Here is a 16,661-nt window from a genome sequence, read left to right as displayed (position 1 = left end):
ACCATACACACCGCTATTCGGGGTCGTTCACAGCGGGCGAGGGGTAAGGCCGCCGTCATGATTCCTCGGGTGGCCCGGCGCGGGCTCGGGAGACGGCGGCGAGTCCAGCGTACGCCGCCTCCACAGACACGGTCGCCACATACCCTTCCAGCGAACAGCTCGTCAACGCCGCCCCGCCTGCCGCGGCGACCCTCGCCGCGAGCGCGCACGGCTCATCCACCGTCGCCACGGCACCGCTGGCGGCATCGGCCGCGGCGAGTGCCGCGGCGTCGGCAGCACCCGCCGCGCGCTGTGCCGTGACCGCCGCACCGCCCACCGCCGCGAGCCCGACGGACAAGGTCGCGCTCACGACGAGGAGGGCGGCCGCGAGCGCCGAGCCCGCCATCACCGGCCCCCATCGAGAGCGCAGCTCGAGGCGCGCAAGGGGAAGCTGATGACGGCGCCGACCGAGACCCGGAGCGTCGCCGTGGCGCACACCAGGTCCCCGGTGGAGGCGAACGAGGCCCCGGCGCCGGGGACCGCCGCATGCACGATGCGCGCAGCCGTCGCCGTGTCCTCGCCCCGTCCGAGCAGGCGGGCTGCGTCCGCTGCCGCATCCTGGAGCGCCACCTGCCGGGACGCGGCCGCGAGAGCCCCGGCCCCGAGCAGCAGCACCAGCACGACGGCGGGCAGCGCCATGGCGAGCTCCGCCGCGACGGCGCCTCGTTCGCTCCCGCCCCGCGGTCGCTCGCGAGGGGCCGTCACGACACGGTCAGGGCGCGGCGGACAAGCCCCGTGAGGATGCCCCGCACCTCATCCGAGCGCATGATGGCCACCAGCAGTCCCGCGAACGCGACAGCGGCCATCGTGGTGATGGCGTACTCGGCGGTCGCCGCGCCGGTGTCGTCCCCGAAGAGAGCGAGGGCGCGGCGTCGGTTCAGGGTGGGAAGGGTGTCATTCATCTTCGGTACCTCTTTCTTCATCGGTGTGGAGGGGGTCGTCAGGTCGGCAGCGGCGTGGCGGCGAACACGCTGAGCAGCAGCGGTGCCACGCCGAGCAGGAGGAATGCCGGCAGTGTGCAGACGCCGAGCGGAAGCAGCAGGCGCGTGGAGAGCCGAGCAGCGCGAAGACGACCGTGGACCCGTGCCCGGTGCCGGTCCTGCGCCGCGGTCGCGCGGAGGAGCTCGACGGCGGGGACGCCGGCCGCGCGGGAGAGATCGAGCACCTCTTGCACACGGTCGCGTCCGGCCGCATCGACCACCCTCGTCTCTGCCACCAGTTCGACAGCGCGGTCGATCGGTGCGCCTCCCGCCAACGCCACCCCCACGAGCTCCGCAGCCATCCCCGGGGTCCCCGGCTGCGGCCACGCGCGGCGCAGCAGAGCCTGCGTCCAGAGCCGGGCGAGGACGACGAACAGCAGACCGGTGACGACGCAGGCGGCCCCCAGAGGGTTCCCGACGATGACGCCCCAGGCGTCGAATCCCAGCGCGACGCCGAGCAGCAGACCGGCCAACGGCATCCAGAGCAGCAGGCGCGCCGTGCCCGCAGGCTCGGCGAGCGCGACCCGCACGTCGTCAGCCGCGGATGCGGCGTCGCGCAGAGCCTCGGCGATCGAGCGCAGCACATCGGCCAGTGGGGCCCCGACGGTGGTGGCGATCTCCCACGCCGCCGCCAACTCCGTCCACATCCCGCCCTGCTCCTCGATCGCGGAGACCAACGGCACACCCTTTTCCGTTCGTGCCAGCACCGCCACGGCCACCGGGTCTCCGGTGCTCGCCAGGTGACGCCAGGCGACGAGCGGGACCGCGCCGGCCTGGAGCAGCACCGCGAGCGTCTGCACGGAATCGGCGACGTCGGATCCCTGCTCCGCCGACGGTGCGTGCGCGACGAGCCTCACCACGGCTGCACCTCCTCGATCGCGAGACGATCCGCCGCCATCACGAGCCGGCCGGCCTTCGCGAGTCGCCGCGTCCCGCCCGGCGCCCGCTCGAGATGGAGCACCATGGTGAACGCGCTCACCGCCTGACGCCCGAGGGCCACCGCGTCCATACCGGCGAGCGCTCCCAGCGCCTCCAGCCGCGCCGGCACGTCGGCCAGGCCGCTCGCGTGCAGTGTGCCGGCCCCGCCGTCGTGTCCGGTGTTGAGAGCAGTGAGGAGTTCTCGTACCTCCTCGCCCCGGCACTCCCCCACCACGAGCCGATCCGGTCGCATCCGCAGGGACTCCCGCACCAGCCGCGCGAGATCGATCCCACCCGCTCCTTCCAGGTTGGCCTGACGCGCCTCCAGCGCCACGTGGTGCGGATGCCGGGGTCTGAGCTCCGCCACGTCTTCGATGGTGACGATCCGCTCACCGGGTGGGGCGGCGGAAAGGAGCGCCGACAGCAGCGTCGTCTTTCCGGTTCCGGTCCCCCCGGTGAGGAGGAGGTTCGCCCGGTCGCGCACGAGTCCGCCGAGCCATCGCTGCTGCCGGGCGTCGAAGGCACCGCGTTCCGCCAGGGCGTCGAGGTCAGCCACGTGTACGCGAGGAACCCGGATAGAGATGGCGGTGCCCTGCGCCGCGATAGGGGCCAATGCGGTATGCACGCGCACCCCGGAACCGAGCCGCACATCGACGCACGGCGTCTGGTCATCGAGATGGCGGCCGCCGAGGGCCACGAGGGCGACGGCGAGGTCACGGACTTCGCGCTCAGTGGCGCGCCAGGACGGCACGCGCTCCGCGCCGCTTCCCCGGTCCACGAACAGCGTGTCCGCGCCGTTCACGAACAGGTCCGTGACGTCCTCGTCGAGGAAGGCGGCGAGCGGAGCGAACGCCGGCTCGTTCCGGAGCGCCTCCTGCGGGGCGCGCACCGGATCCGTGGGCCCTGAGGGCCGCGGGTGGATGACGAATCGATCGGGCATACGGCGACGCTAGGCGGCCTGCGGACCTCAGCCAGCGGACGTGCGTGGGCGCTCACAGAGGATGTGCACAACCCCACGGACCGATCCGCAGTGGAGGAGCGGGCGGAGGGCATCGAACCGGAGAGAGCGCTCCCATGAGAAAGGGCGGCACCTCACGGGGGGAATGAGATGCCGCCCACGGCGGCTCTCGATCGGGGGAATCGGGCGCGCCAGGGCCGGAATGAGATTTCGGCTGTCGTCGAGTGTACGCAAGGCGACCGTCCTGACAAAACCCATCCGAGTACCGACTTTCGGCAGTATTCGGCGGTCAGGGGCGGGGATAGATTCGCCCTGACCTGGTCGCACTCCCCCTGCGGCCATGCCTGCATGACCCGAACGCCGCAAAGGAGCGCCTGCCGATGAGCAGTCAGATCGATCACCTTCTCGACGAGACCCGGCGCTTCGCGCCGTCGGAGGAGTTCGCCGCCCAATCCGTCGCCTCGCAGGAGCTCTACGAGCGCGCAGCCGCGGACCGCGAGGGCTTCTGGGCCGACCAGTCACGCGAGCTCGTGCACTGGCACAAGCCCTTCACGCAGGTCCTCGACTGGAGCAACCCGCCCTTCGCCAAGTGGTTCGACGACGGCGAGCTCAACGTCGCGTACAACTGCCTCGACCGTCACGTCGAGGCCGGCAACGGCGACCGCGTCGCGCTGTACTGGGAGGGCGAGCCCGGGGACAGCCGTCGCATCACCTACGCCGAGCTGACCGATGAGGTCAAGCGCGTCGCGAACGTGCTCGAGGGGCTCGGCATCGGTCAGGGCGACCGGGTCGCGATCTACCTGCCGATGATCCCGGAGGCGATCGCCGCGATGCTCGCCGTGGCCCGCGTCGGCGCGATCCACTCGGTCGTCTTCGGCGGCTTCAGCGCGGACAGCCTGCGCTCCCGGATCGACGACGCCGGCGCCAAGCTCGTCATCACCGCGGACGGCGGCTACCGCAAGGGCCGCGTCTCGGCGCTGAAGCCTGCGGTCGACCAGGCCCTGGCCGACCGCGGCGAGGGCGAGCAGCAGACCGTCGAGCACGTGCTCGTGGTCAAGCGCGGCGAGAACGACGTGGAGTGGACGGACGGTCGCGACCTGTGGTGGCACGACGTCGTTCCCGCGGCCTCGGCCGACCACACCGCCCAGGCCTTCCCGTCCGAGAACCCGCTCTTCATCCTCTACACCTCGGGCACGACGGGGAAGCCGAAGGGCATTCTGCACACCTCCGGCGGCTACCTCACCCAGGCGGCGTACTCGCACAAGAACGTCTTCGACCTGAAGCCGGAGACCGACGTCTACTGGTGCACCGCCGACATCGGCTGGATCACCGGACACAGCTACGTCACCTACGGACCCCTCGCCAACGGCGCGACCCAGGTGCTGTACGAAGGCACCCCGGACACCCCGCACCCGGGCCGCTGGTGGGAGCTCATCGAGAAGTACAAGGTCTCGATCTTCTACACGGCCCCGACCGCGATCCGCTCCTTCATGAAGATCGGCCGGAGCGTCCCGCAGAAGTTCGACCTGTCGTCGCTGCGTCTGCTCGGCTCGGTCGGAGAGCCCATCAACCCCGAGGCGTGGATGTGGTACCGCGAGGTCATCGGCGCCGGCACTGCCCCCATCGTCGACACCTGGTGGCAGACCGAGACCGGCGCGATCATGGTGTCCGCCCTCCCCGGCGTGACCGCCACGAAGCCGGGCTCCGCGCAGGTGCCGCTGCCGGGCATCTCGATCGACGTGGTGGACGAGCAGGGCGTCGAGGTCGGTAACGGCAACGGCGGTCTCCTCGTGGTCACGGAGCCCTGGCCGAGCATGCTGCGCGGCATCTGGGGCGACCCCGAGCGCTTCCGCGAGACGTACTGGGAGAAGTTCGAGGACAAGGGCTACTACTTCGCCGGCGACGGCGCCCGCCTCGACGAGGACGGCGACCTCTGGCTGCTCGGCCGGGTCGACGACGTGATGAACGTCTCCGGCCACCGGTTGTCGACCGCGGAGATCGAGTCCTCCCTCGTGGCACACGAGGCCACCGCCGAGGCGGCCGTCGTCGGCGCATCGGACGAGACCACCGGTCAGGCGGTCGTGGCGTTCGTCATCATCAAGGAGAGCTACCTCTCCGCCCACGACCCGGCCGGACTCGCGCAGCAGCTGCGGCTCTGGGTGGGCGAGCAGATCGGCGCGATCGCGCGTCCCCGCGACGTGTACATCGTGGGCGAGCTGCCGAAGACCCGCTCCGGGAAGATCATGCGACGCCTGCTGCGCGACGTCGCCGAGGGCCGCGAGGTCGGTGACACCACGACGCTCGCCGACACCGCCGTGATGAGCATCATCTCCGCCCAGGTCAAGTAACGCGAGACCCCGGGTTCACGTCGAGACCCCCTGCTGCAGATGTCTGCAGCAGGGGGTCTCGACGTTTGCGCGGGGTCTCGGCGGGCCGGGCGCGGGGACTACGCGAGGCGGAACGTGACCTCGACCTCGACGGGGCTGCCGAGCGGAAGCTCCGCGACACCGACAGCAGCGCGAGCGTGCCGTCCCTCCTCGCCGAAGATCTCGCCGAGCACCTCGCTCGCGCCGTTGATGACGGCGGGCTGTCCGGTGAAGCCCTCCGCAGAGCCGACGAAGCCGCCGACGCGGACCACACCGGCGATCCGATCCACACCGCCCGCGACATCGGCGGCCGCGGCGAGCGCGTTCAGGGCGCACGTCCTGGCGTACGCCTTCGCGTCCTCTGCGGAGACCTCCGCGCCGACCTTGCCGGTCGCGGGGAGGGCGCCGTCGACGAACGGGAGCTGGCCCGACGTGTAGACGAGTCCGCCGTGCACGACCGCCGGCACGTAGGCGGCGACCGGAGCGGCGACGGCGGGCAGCTCGATGCCGAGCTCGGAGAGACGGGCGGCGACGCTCATGCCTGGCCTCCCTCGAACTGGCGCGAGGCCTCGGCGGCAGCGGCGAGACCGGCGTTGGCCGAGCCGTCCGTCGTCACGGGGCGCTTGAAGTAGGCGACCAGACCGCCTTCGGGGCCCTGCACCACCTGGACGAGCTCCCAGCCCTGCTTGCCCCAGTTGTTGAGGATGGCCGCGGTGTTGTGGATCAGCAGCGGCGTGGTGAGGTACTCCCAGGTGGTCATGGCACTCCTGTCGATCAGGGCGCGTCCAGGGCAGACCGGGCCGCGCTCATCAAAGCCGGTATTCAGGGAACTCCCCTACGATCAAGCGTATGCCCCAAAAGAACCGCACGGTGAAGGGCGTGCTCGGCGGTCTCGTCGGGCTCGTCGGACTGAGCGCCATCGCCGGTCTGCTGGTCACCGCCAGCGTCACCCCCGTCCTCGCGATGACCGGCGTCGCCGGCTCCACGGCACTGACGATCTTCGATGAGCTGCCCGAGGTGCTCAAGGTCGACACCCCGATGGAGCAGTCGACGATCTACGCGACCAACCCCGAGGGCAAGCCGGTCGTGCTGGCGTCGTTCTACGAGCAGAACCGCGTGCCGGTCACCCACGAGCAGGTCGCACCGGTCCTCTACGACGCGATCCTCTCCAGTGAGGACAAGAACTTCTACACCCACGGCGGCGTCAACCTCGGCGCGACCGTGAAGGCCCTCGTCGACAACGTGCGGGGCACCTCCAGCCGCGGCGCCTCGACGATCAGCCAGCAGTTCGTGAAGAACGTCCGCATCCAGCAGTGCGAGCAGAACGTCAACACGGCTTCCGAGACGTATGCGGACGAGCTGCAGCAGTGCTGGCAGGACGCCACCAACGCCTCCGGTGTGGACGGCATCGAGCGCAAGCTCCAGGAGATGCGCTACGCCATCCAGATCGAGAAGGACTACTCGAAGAACGACATCCTCCTCGGGTACCTCAACATCGCGAACTTCGGCGGCACGGTCTACGGGATCGAGGCCGCCGCGCGCTACTACTTCTCGACGTCGGCGGCGAAGCTCACCGTCGGCCAGGCGGCGACGCTCGCCGGCATCGTGCAGAACCCGAACACGTACCGCATCGACAAGCCCGGCGGAACGTACACGACCGACGACGGCGTCGCGCACAACTCCGCTGAGGACGGCTATAAGGACGCCAAGGATCGCCGCGACTACGTGCTCGGCCGCATGCTCACCGACGGCAAGATCACCCAGGCCCAGCATGACGAGGCGAAGGCCGCGGCGATCGAGCCCGCCATCAAGGTCCCCACCCAGGGGTGCGCGGCCGCCGGCCGCAACGCGTACTTCTGCCAGTACGTGAAGTCGATCGTCGAGAACGACGAGGCGTTCGGTGCGGACATCCAGGAGCGCCGTGACCTCCTGCGCCGCGGTGGCCTGAAGATCTACACCACGCTGGACTTCCGCGTGCAGGACCCGGCGGCCGAGGAGATGGCCAACGTCGTCCCCGCGAACTTCGACAACAAGTACTTCGGCGCTGCCGGCGTCTCGATCGAGGTCGGCACGGGCCGCATCCTCTCCATCACGCAGAACACGAAGTTCTCGGAGACCCCGACCACCGACCAGCAGTACTCGTCGCTCGTCTTCGCCGGTGACCAGAAGTACGGCAAATCCGGCGGCTTCCAGGTCGGGTCGACCTACAAGCTCTTCACGCTCATCGACTGGCTCGAGAAGGGCCACTCCGTGCGGGAGAACCTGAACGGAACCGTGCAGACCAATCTGCAGATCCCGGTCTGCGGCAGCCCGCAGTCGACGGACACCGCGAAGATCGGCAACTTCGGCCGCAGCCGCGGCTATCCGGGGACGCCGATGACGTTCACCGCGCAGTCGCTCAACAGCGGGTACTTCGCGATGGCCTCCAAGCTCGACGTCTGCGACATCAACAAGGTCGCCGACAAGATGGGCGTCACCCTGGCCAGCGGCGAGAAGGTCACGGAGGAGAACGTCCCCTACGACGTCCTCGGCCCGAAGAACATCTCCCCCATCGCGATGGCCAACGCCTACGCGACGGTCGCCAGCGGCGGCACGTACTGCACGCCCCGCGCCATCGACAAGGTGATCGACGCCGAGGGCAAGGAGCGTCCGCTTCCCAAGGCGTCCTGCACCGAGGGCGTGCTCTCGAAGGAGGTCGCGGCGACCGCGGCCTATGCACTGCAGGGCGTCATGGCCGGCGGCGGCACCGGCGCGCGAGCCAACCCGTTCGACGGCACCCCGCTGATCGGCAAGACCGGGACACACGACCTGTGGTCGACCATGATGATCGAGTCCAGCACCAAGGTCGCGACCGCGGTCTGGGCCGGCCGCTCGAACGGCAACCACGACAACGTGTTCAACGTCTGGACCGGCAGTCACCTGCTCAACGAGGTGCGGTACCCCCTCGCGAGGGCCGCGCAGCATGCCGCGAACCAGGCGTACGGCGGCGACCGGTTCCCGGAGCCGGACGGCAACCTCATCCGACAGATCCGGGTCGACGTGCCGGATGTCGTCGGGCAGACCGTGGAGGAGGCGACCGCGACCCTCGAACGTGCCGGTTTCGATGTCTCCGTGGGCGCCCCCGTGGACAGCGACAAGGCGACGAACATCGTCGTCGAGCAGAACCCGTCCGGTCAGGCGGCTGCCGGAGCCACGATCACGATCTCGCCCAGCAACGGCAAGGGCGCGACCGTCCCCGACGTGACGGGGCAGAGTCCGACCGAGGCGAACGCCGCCCTCGTCGCCGCCGGCTTCACGACGGTCGAGCGAGAAGGATCCTGCAACGCGGAAGGGGCGACCGTGACGGCGACGACCCCCGCTGCGAACTCCGCGGCCACGAAGGCCACGCCGATCCGAGTGTCGTGCAAGTAGGCGCGTCCCGCGCGGCGCACCCGGCCCTCATCGCGCTCGGCGCGGTGGGGGCCGTCGGTGCGGCCGCGGCGATCTGGGGTATCGGCATCGAGCGGTATCTGTTCACGGTGCGGGAGGTCTCGGCAGAGGCGCTTCCGACGGGCGCGGCGCCGCTGCGCATCCTGCATCTCTCCGATGCGCACATGGCGCCCTGGCAGCACCGGAAGCAGGACTGGCTCGCGTCCCTGGCCGACCTGAAGCCCGACCTCATCGTCAACACGGGCGACAACCTCGGGCACGAAGAGGGCTTGCAGGGCATCCGCCGGGCGTTCGCTCCCTTCGCCGGTATTCCCGGGGTGTTCGTGCACGGCTCCAACGACGTCAACGGCCCCTCCCCCCGGAATCCGCTGCGGTACTTCGCCGGGCCGTCGCAGAAGCACCGCGAGCCGACGCTGCTCGACACGGCAGCGATGGACCACTACTTCACGGACGAGCTCGGCTGGGCCGACCTGAACAACACGGCGACGCGCCTCACGGTGCGGGGCGCCGCCGTCGACCTGTTCGGCGTCGACGACGCCCACCGCGACTGGGAGCGGCTGGACGTGCTGCCTGCGGCCCTCGAGGCGCTGGGCCCCCGAACGGATGCGACGCCGGTGCTCGGAGTCACGCACGCGCCGTATCAGCGCGTGCTCAACGGTTTCGTCGACCTCGGCGCGGACGCCATCCTCGGCGGGCACACGCACGGCGGGCAGGTCTGCCTCCCCGGCTTCGGGGCCATCGTGGCCAACTGCGACGTCCCACTGAAGCAGGCCAAGGGGCTCAGCACCTGGACGCACGGCGACCGTTCCGTACCCCTGAACGTCAGCGCCGGCTGCGGACACTCGATCTACGCTCCGGTCCGCTTCGCGTGCCGTCCCGAGGCGACACTGCTCACCCTGACCCCGCGCGCCTGACCCGCGAGACGGATCCGCCACGCGGGTGGGAGCGCTCGATTCGGTGCTGGAGGCATTTCACTGTAGACTCGGAGGGTTGCAAAACGGGGTGTGGCGCAGCTTGGTAGCGCGCTTCGTTCGGGACGAAGAGGTCGCAGGTTCAAATCCTGTCACCCCGACCAGTGACACGAGAAGGCCGCCCGCAGGGGCGGCCTTCTCTGTATCGGGATGTCGTGCGAGAGGGGAACGCATGGGGAGGCTCCTGCCACCGCCGCGACGTTCGACGCGCCTGTGGGCCGTCGCCCTCGGACTCCCCTTCCTCGTCGGGGTGGCCCTCCTCACCCTCACGCCTGCCCGCGTGGAGCAGACGATGCCCAATCTGCTCGATCTCCTCCTTCGCGCTGTCCAGCGGCTCGGCTGGACGAGCCTGGACTTCACGCGCCTCGAGGTGCTGGCGAACATCGGCGTCTTCATCCCCGTCGGCGTCCTCGCCTTCCTGCTCGTCCCCCGTCGTGCGTGGCCGCTGACGCTGCTCGTCGGCCCCGCGCTCTCCCTCGCCATCGAGACCGCGCAGTATGTCGCCCTCCCCCATCGCGCCGCGACCGTGAGCGACGTCGTGGCCAACTCCACCGGCGCGACCATCGGCGTCGTCCTCGCGATATTCTGCACGCTGCTCGCCGCCACACCGTCCTCCCGGCCGCGAACACCTACAGTGGAGGCATCATGACATCGCCCTCTCTCGTCGCCTTCGACCTCGATGACACGCTCGCGCCGTCCAAGGGCACGATCGACCCGCAGATCGCCGCGCTTCTGGGTGAGCTGCTGCGGTCGGTGGAGGTCGCGATCATCTCCGGCGGCAACGAGGCGCAGTTCCGCTCGCAGGTCGTCGCTCAGCTCGCGGATGCCGATCCGGAGGCGCTCGCCCGCCTGCACCTGCTGCCGACCTGCGGCACGCGCTACCTGCGGCATGACGGCACCGACTTCGTCGCGGTGTACGCGCATGACCTGAGCGACGACGAGAAGACCGCCGCCCTCACCGCCCTGCGCGAGGAGGCGGAGCGCCTCGGACTGTGGGAGGCGGAGCCCTGGGGGGAGATCCTGGAAGACCGCGGCTCGCAGATCACGTTCTCCGCGCTCGGTCAGCAGGCGCCGCGCGACGCGAAGCACGAGTGGGATCCGACGGGCTCGAAGCGCGGAGCCCTCCGCGATGCCGTGGCCGCACGGCTCCCGAGCCTCGAGGTGCGTTCGGGCGGCTCGACCTCGATCGACATCACCCGCGCCGGGATCGACAAGGCGTTCGGCATGCGGCAGCTCGCCACCCACACCGGCATCGATCTGACCGCGATGCTCTTCTACGGCGACCGCCTCGACGAGGGTGGCAACGACTACCCCGTCCTCGCGCTCGGAGTGCCGTCGGTGGCCGTCGAGGGCTGGGAGGACACGGCCGCCCGTCTGCAGGAGCTGCTGCCGACCCTCTCCACCCGGGTCTGACACGCTCGCCCGCACGACTTCGGCACGCCTGCACGACGGGAGGGCGGAGTCCGTCGTGCAGGCGTGACCTGGCCGTGCAGGTGGGTCAGTGCACCTCGACGCCGGCGGCGCGGGAGACGGGCACCAGGCGCGTGAGCTGGGTCACGTGGGCCGGCTCGAGCTCCGCGAGCGACGCGACGCCGAGCAGCCGCATCGTGCGCTCGATCTCGCTGCGCAGGATGGCGATCGTGCGGTCGACGCCCTGGCGTCCGCCCGCCATCAGGCCGTAGAGGTACGCGCGGCCGATCAGCGTGAAGTCGGCGCCCAGCGCGACGGACGCCACGATGTCGGCGCCGTTCATGATCCCGGTGTCGATCATGACCGTGAAGTCGTCGCCGACCGCACGACGGACCTCGGGCAGGAGGTGGAACGGGATGGGCGCGCGGTCGAGCTGACGGCCGCCGTGGTTCGACAGGACGATGCCGTCCACGCCCGCATCCCGCAGGCGCACGGAGTCCTCGACGTTCTGCACGCCCTTGATGACGATCTTGCCGGGCCAGATGTCGCGGATGACGGCGAGGTCGTCGTAGCTGATGGTCGGATCCATCGCCGCGTCGAGGAGCTCGCCCACGGTGCCGCCGGTCGTGCTCAGCGACGCGAACTCCAGCTTCGGGGTGGTCAGGAAGTCGAACCACCACCACGGCCGCGGGATCGCGTTGATGATCGTGCCGAGCGTGAGCTGCGGCGGGATGCTGAAGCCGTTGCGCTTGTCACGGAGACGGGCACCGGCGACCGGGGTGTCGACGGTGAACTGCAGGGTGTCGAAGCCGGCGGCCGCGGCACGACGGGCGAGCTCGTAGGAGATCTCGCGGTCACGCATCACGTAGAGCTGGAACCAGTTCCGACCGGGCACGGGCCCCTGCGGCTCCCGGATCGTCGCTGCCTTGACGTCCTCGATCGACGTCGTCCCGAGGGTGGACAGTGTGAACGGGATGCCCGCGGCGGCCGCGGCTCCGGCGCCCGCGACCTCGCCCTCCGTCTGCATGAGACGGGTGAAGCCGGTCGGCGCGATGCCGAACGGGAGCGCGGAGGGACCGCCGAGGATGTCGACGGCCGTGTCGACGTCCGGGGCCGGCTTGAGGATCCCGGGGTGGAACTCGACGTCCTGGAACGCCTGGCGGGCCCTGCTCAGCGACAGCTCGCCCTCGGCGGCACCGTCGGTGTAGTCGAAGGCGGCCTTCGGCGTGCGGCGCTTGGCGATCTTCCGCAGGTCGTCGATGGTGAGCGCGGCGTCGAGGCGCCGCTTGCGCCCGTCGAGCTCCGGCTTCTTGAACTTCATGAGCTCCAACAGCTCGGCGGGGTTGGGGAGCTGGCGCTGGACCATGTTCTGCCTCTCAGTTCTGCGGTGTGATGGCACGGGTGAGACCCGCGGCGGTGTAGTAGCCGGTGATATGGGTGCGGACGAGACGGCGGGCGGTGTCGGCGTCGCCGTCGTCGATCGCCGCGACCAGAGCGCGGTGCTCGGAGCGCAGGCGGGCGGCCATCCGATCCCAGTCGTCGACGGTCGCGGCCCCGGCGAGCACGTAGGACTCGATGGAGGAACGGAGCCCCGCCATCATCGCCGCGATGACCGTGTTGCCGCTGCCCTCGGCGAGGGAGAGATGCAGCTGCGCATCGAGGGCCAGGAACTCGGCCGGCGTGAGGGCACCGTCATCCATCGCGGTGAGCAGGTCGTGCGCCCGGGAGGTGTCGCGGTTTGAGGCGGCGGCCATGGCCTCGACGACCGCGTCCTCCAGCACGAGACGCGTGCGGACCACGTCGTCGAGCGGGAAGCCCTGCGCGGCCACCTGGAGGCGCAGGAGCGCGGACATGCCGCCGGTGGGGGTGGCGATGACGATGGCGCCCGACTGGGGGCCGGAGCCGGTCGCGGTGCGGATGAGCCCGAGCACCTCGAGCACCCGGAAGGCCTCCCGCACGCTCGATCGCCCGACGCCGAGGTCGCTGGCGAGGTCGCGCTCGGACGGCAGCCGGTCGCCCGGGCCGAGGCGACCGTCGAGCAGATCACGCTCGATGTGCTCGAGCACGAGTCGCCATGCACGCGCCGGCTGCTCGGTCATCCCGCCTCCTGTGGTCAGACCACAGGTTAGCGCGTGTGGTCAGACCACGCAATGCGGGACCGCTGCACCGCCGACCCACCCCTTTTCGTGCGTCCCGGCCGCTTGCGTACGCGCGCAGAGGGGTGGGTCGACCGGAAGGGGGTGGGTCGGAGGTGGGATCAGCCGAGACGGCCGCCGGACTCCTCCAGGTAGCAGGTGCCGCACAGCGACTCGTAGGTCGTGAGTTCGGGCGAGGAAGAGCCGTCGGCGCCCTCGTCGATCGCGACCTGGTCGCCGTCGAACACGAACCGGCCGCCGACCACCCGCCCGTTGAACACCGCCTTGCGCCCGCAGCGACAGATCGTCTTCAGTTCCTCGAGCGAGTGCGCGATGGCGAGGAGCCGGGCCGATCCGGGGAAGGCGTGCGTGCGGAAGTCGTTGCGGATCCCGTAGGCCATCACCGGGATGCCGTCCTCCACCGCGATCCGGAAGAGGTCGTCGACCTGGGGCGGCGTCAGGAACTGCGCCTCGTCGACGAGCAGGCAGGCCACGTCGACGGGCCCCGTCGGGATGAGCTCCTCCTCCGTCGACCGACGCATGCGCTCCCGATGGATCGCGAAGAGCGCGCGGGCGTCGTCTTCCGGTCCGATGAGGACGTCGACCGGACGCGTGACCCCGAGGCGGCTCTCGATCTCCCCCGCACCCTTGGTGTCGATCGCGGGCTTGGCGAGCAGCACGTGCTGGCCGCGCTCCTCATAGTTGTAGGCAGCCTGCAGGAGGGCGGTCGACTTGCCCGAGTTCATCGCGCCGTAGCGGAAGTAGAGCTTCGCCACGGTCCCGGGTCAGGCGTTGATGCCGAGGACGGCGGCAGTGGCGGTGGTGGACTCCTCCGCGAGCTCCGCGTCACCGTTGAGCTTCCGGCCGAAGGTGGGGATGAGTTCGCGCAGCTGCGACTCCCAGCCCGGGTACTCGCCGGGGAAGCACTTCTTCAGCAGGTCGAGCATGATCGGCACGGCCGTGGAGGCGCCGGGCGACGCACCGAGGAGGCCCGCGATCGACCCGTCACCGGCGGCGACGACCTCGGTTCCGAACTGGAGCACGCCGCCCTTCTTCGGGTCCTTCTTCATGACCTGGGCGCGCTGACCGGCGTCGATGAGCGTCCAGTCCTCGTCCTTCGCGGTGGGCATGAAGGTGCGGAGGCTGTCGACCTTCTTGCGGTGATTCTTCATCAGCTCGCTGATGAGGTACGTGATGAGGTCGGGGTTCGCGAAAGCCACCCGCAGCATCGGCCAGAGGTTGTGCGGACGGACCTGCGTGACGATGTCGAGCATCGACCCGTTCTTGAGGAACTTGGGGCTGAACGTCGCGAACGGGCCGAACATGAGCGAGGCCTCGCCGTCGACGACACGCGTGTCGAGGTGCGGGACCGACATCGGCGGGGCGCCGACCGAGGCCTGCGAGTAGACCTTGGCCTTGTGCTGCGCGACGATCTTCGGGTTGGTCGTCTTGAGGAACTGTCCACCGATCGGGAAGACGCCGTAGCCCTTGATCTCGGGGATGCCGGAATTTTGCAGGAGCTTGAGCGCCCACCCGCCCGCGCCGACGAACACGAACTTCGCCTTGATCTCGTTCGGAGTGCGGCCGATCGTCGTGCGGTACTTGATGAGCCAGGTGCCGTCCTTCTGACGCGTGAGGGACTTGACCTCGTGGTTCGTGCGGACCGAGACGCCCGAGTCGCGGAGGTGGCCGAAGAGCTGGTGCGTGAGCGCACCGAAGTCGACGTCCGTGCCGGCGGGCACCCGGGTGGCCGCGAACGGCTCACCCTTGCGGCGCTTCTGCATGAGCAGCGGCGCCCACTGGTTGATGACGCGGGAGTCCTCGCTGTACTCGATACCCGCGAACAGCGGCTGCTCCTTGAGCACCTCGTAACGCTTCTTGAGGTACGCCACGTCCTTCTCGCCGCGCACGAACGTCATGTGCGGTGTCGCGTTGATGAAGGTCGACGGCTCGTCCAGCACACCCTTCTCGACGAGGGAGGACCAGAACTGGCGGCTCTGCTGGAACTGCTCGTTGATCGAGATCGCCTTGGCGGGGTCGAGCGGAGCATCGCCCTGCTGCGGCATGTAGTTCAGCTCGCACAGCGCGGCGTGCCCGGTCCCGGCGTTGTTCCAGGGATTCGAGCTCTCCTGCGCCACGTCCGACAGCCGCTCGAAGGCGACGATCTTCCAGTCCGGCTGCAGCTCGTGCAGCAGGGTACCCAGGGTGGCGCTCATGATGCCACCGCCGATCAGGACGACATCGACGTTTTCAGTCACTCGAACAGTCTAGTTCGCGGGCAGGACACCGCAGACCATGCGGCCGTCAGGAGACCGGGGCGAGACGCTCCGCGAGCACCTCGGCGATCTGCACCGCGTTCAGCGCCGCCCCCTTGCGGAGGTTGTCGTTGCTGATGAAGAGCACGAGGCCCTTGCCCTCCGGAGCCGACTGGTCGGCGCGGATGCGGCCCACGAAGCTCGGGTCCTTGCCCGCGGCCTGCAGCGGGGTCGGCACCTCGTCGAGCACGACACCGGGCGCCGCGCTCAGCACTTCCCTGGCGCGGTCGGGCGTCAGATCGCGGGAGAACTCGGCATGGATCGAGAGCGAGTGGCCCGTGAACACCGGCACCCGGACGCACGTGCCGGCGACGCGGAGGTCGGGCAGCTCGAGGATCTTCCGGCTCTCGTTGCGGAGCTTCTTCTCCTCGTCGGTCTCGTTGTCCCCGTCGTCCACGAGGTTGCCGGCGAGCGGGATCACGTCGAAGGCGATCGGGGCGACGTACTTCTCGGGCTCGGGGAAGTCGACTGCGGAGCCGTCGTGGACCAGGCGGAGGGTGTCACCCTGCGCGAGCACGCCCTCGACCTGACCGAGCAGCTCCTGCGCGCCGGCGAGTCCGGAGCCGGACACCGCCTGGTAGGTCGACACGATCAGGCGCTCGAGGCCGGCCTCGGCGTCGAGGACCTTCAGCACCGGCATCGCGGCCATCGTGGTGCAGTTCGGGTTGGCGATGATGCCCTTGGGGCGGTCGTCGATCGCGTGCGGGTTGACCTCGCTGACGACGAGCGGGACCTCGGGGTCCATGCGCCAGGCGCTGGAGTTGTCGACGACCACGGCGCCGGCCTCGGCGAAGCGCGGCGCGTATGCCCGGCTGGCGGTGGCACCGGCGGAGAACAGGGCGATGTCGATGCCCGACGGGTCGGCCGCCTCGACGTCTTCCACGAGCACCGTCTGCCCGCCGAACTCGATCGCCGTGCCGGCGGAACGCGCCGACGAGAACAGCCGCAGCTCGCGGATCGGGAACGAACGCTCCGCGAGAATCTCGCGCATCACGGTGCCCACCTGGCCGGTGGCGCCGACGATGGCGACGGAGAGTCCTGATTCGGAGATGCGGGTCATGATGTTCCTTGGCTTCGTGCGGTACGGCGTACGAGGCTTCGGGCGCGGCGTCGGGATGCTGAGGCTGCGCCTGGCGCCGG

The 16,661-nt window shown here is 70.0% G+C and carries 17 protein-coding genes and 1 tRNA gene; 6 read left to right on the top strand and 12 right to left on the bottom strand.

Going from position 1 to position 16,661, the window contains the following annotated elements; genetic code table 11:
* Positions 1-55: 55 nt before the first annotated feature.
* The 5 genes from AB1285_RS03030 to AB1285_RS03010 form a co-directional block, all read right to left on the bottom strand.
* Positions 56-385 (bottom strand): helicase, encoded by a 330-nt coding sequence (locus AB1285_RS03030; RefSeq protein WP_268776728.1) that lies wholly within the window; start codon positions 383-385, stop codon positions 56-58.
* A complete protein-coding gene (locus AB1285_RS03025; RefSeq protein WP_268776727.1) occupies positions 385-678 on the bottom strand; it encodes a TadE family type IV pilus minor pilin in 294 nt (97 codons plus the stop codon). Before AB1285_RS03025 ends, AB1285_RS03030 begins: the two co-directional genes overlap by 1 nt.
* A gap of 62 nt (positions 679-740) precedes the next feature.
* Positions 741-941: a DUF4244 domain-containing protein gene (locus AB1285_RS03020; RefSeq protein ID WP_259951391.1), complete on the bottom strand. Its 201-nt coding sequence runs from the start codon at positions 939-941 to the stop codon at positions 741-743.
* Between the two features lie 38 nt (positions 942-979).
* The gene (locus tag AB1285_RS03015; protein ID WP_292798099.1) at positions 980-1,879 is read right to left on the bottom strand and encodes a type II secretion system F family protein; all 900 of its coding nucleotides are present in this window, start codon (positions 1,877-1,879) and stop codon (positions 980-982) included.
* Positions 1,873-2,877 carry a TadA family conjugal transfer-associated ATPase gene (locus tag AB1285_RS03010; protein ID WP_280568348.1) on the bottom strand — a complete coding sequence of 335 codons (1,005 nt, stop codon included), beginning with the start codon at positions 2,875-2,877 and terminating at the stop codon, positions 1,873-1,875. The genes AB1285_RS03015 and AB1285_RS03010 overlap by 7 nt, the downstream gene beginning before the upstream one ends.
* Positions 2,878-3,275: 398 nt before the next feature.
* Between AB1285_RS03010 and acs the strand changes: the two genes are divergently transcribed.
* Positions 3,276-5,243: an acetate--CoA ligase gene (gene acs, locus AB1285_RS03005; RefSeq protein ID WP_187662152.1), complete on the top strand. Its 1,968-nt coding sequence runs from the start codon at positions 3,276-3,278 to the stop codon at positions 5,241-5,243.
* A 98-nt stretch (positions 5,244-5,341) separates the two neighbouring features.
* On the opposite strand, the gene AB1285_RS03000 is transcribed toward acs, so the two are convergent.
* A complete protein-coding gene (locus tag AB1285_RS03000; protein WP_187662153.1) occupies positions 5,342-5,800 on the bottom strand; it encodes a RidA family protein in 459 nt (152 codons plus the stop codon).
* Positions 5,797-6,021: a hypothetical protein gene (locus tag AB1285_RS02995; RefSeq protein WP_060921874.1), complete on the bottom strand. Its 225-nt coding sequence runs from the start codon at positions 6,019-6,021 to the stop codon at positions 5,797-5,799. The genes AB1285_RS03000 and AB1285_RS02995 overlap by 4 nt, the downstream gene beginning before the upstream one ends.
* A gap of 89 nt (positions 6,022-6,110) precedes the next feature.
* Here AB1285_RS02995 and AB1285_RS02990 point away from each other — a divergent pair, with 89 nt between their 5' ends.
* The 5 genes from AB1285_RS02990 to AB1285_RS02970 all read left to right on the top strand — a co-directional run bounded on the left by AB1285_RS02990 (position 6,111) and on the right by AB1285_RS02970 (position 11,074).
* Positions 6,111-8,672 carry a transglycosylase domain-containing protein gene (locus tag AB1285_RS02990; protein ID WP_370429106.1) on the top strand — a complete coding sequence of 854 codons (2,562 nt, stop codon included), beginning with the start codon at positions 6,111-6,113 and terminating at the stop codon, positions 8,670-8,672.
* Entirely contained in the window at positions 8,663-9,604 is a 942-nt protein-coding gene (locus AB1285_RS02985) for a metallophosphoesterase (protein ID WP_370429105.1), read from the top strand. The genes AB1285_RS02990 and AB1285_RS02985 overlap by 10 nt, the downstream gene beginning before the upstream one ends.
* Before the next feature lie 84 nt (positions 9,605-9,688).
* Positions 9,689-9,765, top strand: a tRNA-Pro gene (locus tag AB1285_RS02980).
* A 68-nt stretch (positions 9,766-9,833) separates the two neighbouring features.
* A complete protein-coding gene (locus tag AB1285_RS02975; RefSeq protein WP_370429104.1) occupies positions 9,834-10,310 on the top strand; it encodes a VanZ family protein in 477 nt (158 codons plus the stop codon).
* Positions 10,307-11,074 carry an HAD-IIB family hydrolase gene (locus AB1285_RS02970; protein WP_370429103.1) on the top strand — a complete coding sequence of 256 codons (768 nt, stop codon included), beginning with the start codon at positions 10,307-10,309 and terminating at the stop codon, positions 11,072-11,074. The genes AB1285_RS02975 and AB1285_RS02970 overlap by 4 nt, the downstream gene beginning before the upstream one ends.
* A gap of 85 nt (positions 11,075-11,159) precedes the next feature.
* On the opposite strand, the gene AB1285_RS02965 is transcribed toward AB1285_RS02970, so the two are convergent.
* From AB1285_RS02965 to AB1285_RS02945, 5 genes are all read right to left on the bottom strand, one after another.
* Entirely contained in the window at positions 11,160-12,437 is a 1,278-nt protein-coding gene (locus AB1285_RS02965; RefSeq protein WP_268776719.1) for an alpha-hydroxy acid oxidase, read from the bottom strand.
* 10 nt (positions 12,438-12,447) lie between these two features.
* A complete protein-coding gene (locus tag AB1285_RS02960; protein ID WP_268776718.1) occupies positions 12,448-13,170 on the bottom strand; it encodes a FadR/GntR family transcriptional regulator in 723 nt (240 codons plus the stop codon).
* A gap of 158 nt (positions 13,171-13,328) precedes the next feature.
* Positions 13,329-13,982 (bottom strand): thymidine kinase, encoded by a 654-nt coding sequence (locus tag AB1285_RS02955; protein WP_366237562.1) that lies wholly within the window; start codon positions 13,980-13,982, stop codon positions 13,329-13,331.
* Positions 13,983-13,991: 9 nt separating this feature from the next.
* Positions 13,992-15,464, bottom strand: coding sequence for a malate:quinone oxidoreductase (locus AB1285_RS02950; protein WP_187662160.1), 1,473 nt, complete (start codon positions 15,462-15,464; stop codon positions 13,992-13,994).
* Positions 15,465-15,510: 46 nt separating this feature from the next.
* Positions 15,511-16,581 carry an aspartate-semialdehyde dehydrogenase gene (locus AB1285_RS02945; protein ID WP_370429102.1) on the bottom strand — a complete coding sequence of 357 codons (1,071 nt, stop codon included), beginning with the start codon at positions 16,579-16,581 and terminating at the stop codon, positions 15,511-15,513.
* Positions 16,582-16,661: the final 80 nt, after the last annotated feature.

The organism is Microbacterium sp. NRRL B-14842, from assembly GCF_050470785.1.
This window is presented reverse-complemented; position numbering and strand designations above follow the sequence as displayed.